Below are 1,853 nucleotides of genomic sequence, written 5' to 3'. Positions count from 1 at the left end.
GCCGTCACCATCGCAGGCGCCGCCCGCGCTGCCGCTGTCGCAGCTGCTCACGGAACCTCCGGCCCAGCCGCCGTCGCTGCCCGCATTGGCAATCCGGGCATCCTTAGGGGGTTTGATGACATAAAAGGGAATGATGATCCCGCAGGCGATGAAGGCCGCGAAGACGGCCACGCCCAGCAATCCGTTCGAAGTGATGGCGTCCATGACAGCCTTTCCTTCTAGTTGGTTCATGCAGTCACAGGATACTCCAAGATGACGGACCTCGCCACCTACAACTTCGCCTATCTCGACGAGCAGACGAAGCGGATGATCCGCCGCGCGATCCTGAAAGCGATCGCCATCCCCGGTTACCAGGTGCCTTTCGCCTCCCGCGAGATGCCGATGCCCTACGGCTGGGGCACCGGCGGCGTGCAGGTGACCGCCGCGATTATCGGCCCGGAAGACGTGCTGAAGGTGATCGACCAGGGTGCCGACGATACGACCAATGCGGTCTCGATCCGCGCCTTCTTCCAGAAGGTCGCCAATGTCGCCGTCACCACCCATACCAAGGACGCGACGATCATCCAGACCCGCCACCGCATTCCCGAGCACAAGCTCGCCGAGGGCCAAGTCCTCGTCTACCAGGTGCCGATCCCGGAACCCTTGCGCTTCCTCGAGCCGCGCGAGACCGAGACCCGCAAGATGCATGCGCTCGAAGAATACGGGCTCATGCATGTGAAGCTCTACGAGGATATCGCCCATAACGGCCGCATCTCGAAAACCTATGCCTATCCGGTGAAGGTCGCCGGTCGCTATGTCATGGACCCTTCGCCGACGCCGAAGTTCGACAACCCCAAAATGCACCGGTCGGAGGCGCTGCAGCTGTTCGGCGCCGGCCGCGAAAAGCGCATCTACGCGGTGCCGCCCTATACGGACGTCGTGAGCCTCGACTTCGAGGATCATCCGTTCGAAATCCAGACCTTCGACAAGCCCTGCGCGCTCTGCGGCGCCGAGAATGTTTATCTCGACGAAGTGGTACTCGACGACAAGGGTGGCCGCATGTTCGTCTGCTCCGACACCGACAATTGCGAGGACCGCCGCGAACACGGCCATGCCGGCGCTCTGCTGGCGCCTGCCAAGGAGGCAGCGGAATGACACTGGTTGTGGCTTACCCCCCTCTGTCCTGCCGGACATCTCCCCCTCAAGGGGGGAGATTGGATAGACACGCCCGCTCGATCCCTCTTGAAGACACCGCTTATCGAACTGCCCGATCCCATTTGGGGCTGAGGCTTACCCGCTTGCCGATCTCCCCCTTTGAGGGGGAGATGTCCGGCAGGACAGAGGGGGGTGAACCCCACGCGCCGACATTCAAGGACAAAACGCCATGACCGACACCCCTCTTCTCAAAGTCAGCGGCGTCTCGAAATTCTATGGCAGCCGGATCGGCTGCAAGGATGTTTCCTTCGATCTGTGGCCGGGCGAAGTGCTTGCCATCGTCGGTGAATCCGGCTCCGGCAAGACGACGCTGCTCAACTGCCTGTCGACCCGGCTGATGCCGACGGCCGGCAGTGTCGAATACCGGATGCGCGACGGCAATTTCCGCGACCTCTACCATATGAGCGAGGCCGAGCGACGCTTCCTGATGCGCACCGACTGGGGCTTCGTGCACCAGAACCCGGCCGACGGCCTGCGGATGACGGTTTCGGCCGGCGCCAATGTCGGCGAACGGCTGATGGCCGTCGGCGACCGGCATTACGGCAAGATCCGCGAGACGGCGAGCGACTGGCTGACCCGCGTCGAAATCGGCACCGACCGCATCGACGATCAGCCGCGCGCCTTTTCCGGCGGGATGCGCCAGCGCCTGCAGATCGCCC

The 1,853-nt window shown here is 63.2% G+C and carries 3 protein-coding genes; 2 read left to right on the top strand and 1 reads right to left on the bottom strand.

The annotated features are described in order from the left end of the window. Window positions 1–204 (bottom strand): hypothetical protein (locus tag MOV61_RS29750; RefSeq protein WP_247139156.1); only part of this gene is annotated, 204 nt, incomplete at its 3' end. 48 nt (window positions 205–252) lie between these two features. Here MOV61_RS29750 and MOV61_RS29745 point away from each other — a divergent pair. Together MOV61_RS29745 and MOV61_RS29740 are read left to right on the top strand one after the other, a co-directional pair. Then, window positions 253–1,134: an alpha-D-ribose 1-methylphosphonate 5-phosphate C-P-lyase PhnJ gene (locus MOV61_RS29745; RefSeq protein WP_247038926.1), complete on the top strand. Its 882-nt coding sequence runs from the start codon at window positions 253–255 to the stop codon at window positions 1,132–1,134. 229 nt (window positions 1,135–1,363) lie between these two features. Then, the coding region (locus tag MOV61_RS29740) for an ATP-binding cassette domain-containing protein (protein WP_247139155.1) at window positions 1,364–1,853 on the top strand (490 nt) is incomplete at its 3' end.

It is taken from the genome of Neorhizobium sp. BETTINA12A, assembly GCF_023006485.1.
Lineage (GTDB): Bacteria > Pseudomonadota > Alphaproteobacteria > Rhizobiales > Rhizobiaceae > Neorhizobium.
Note: the sequence above shows the minus strand (reverse complement) of the source record. Positions and strands in the feature narration are given on the sequence as shown.

Coding starts and splice junctions, on each gene's coding strand:
- MOV61_RS29745 (WP_247038926.1), top strand. CDS start 253: ATGACGGACCTCGCCACCTACAACTTCGCCTATCTCGACGAGCAGACG.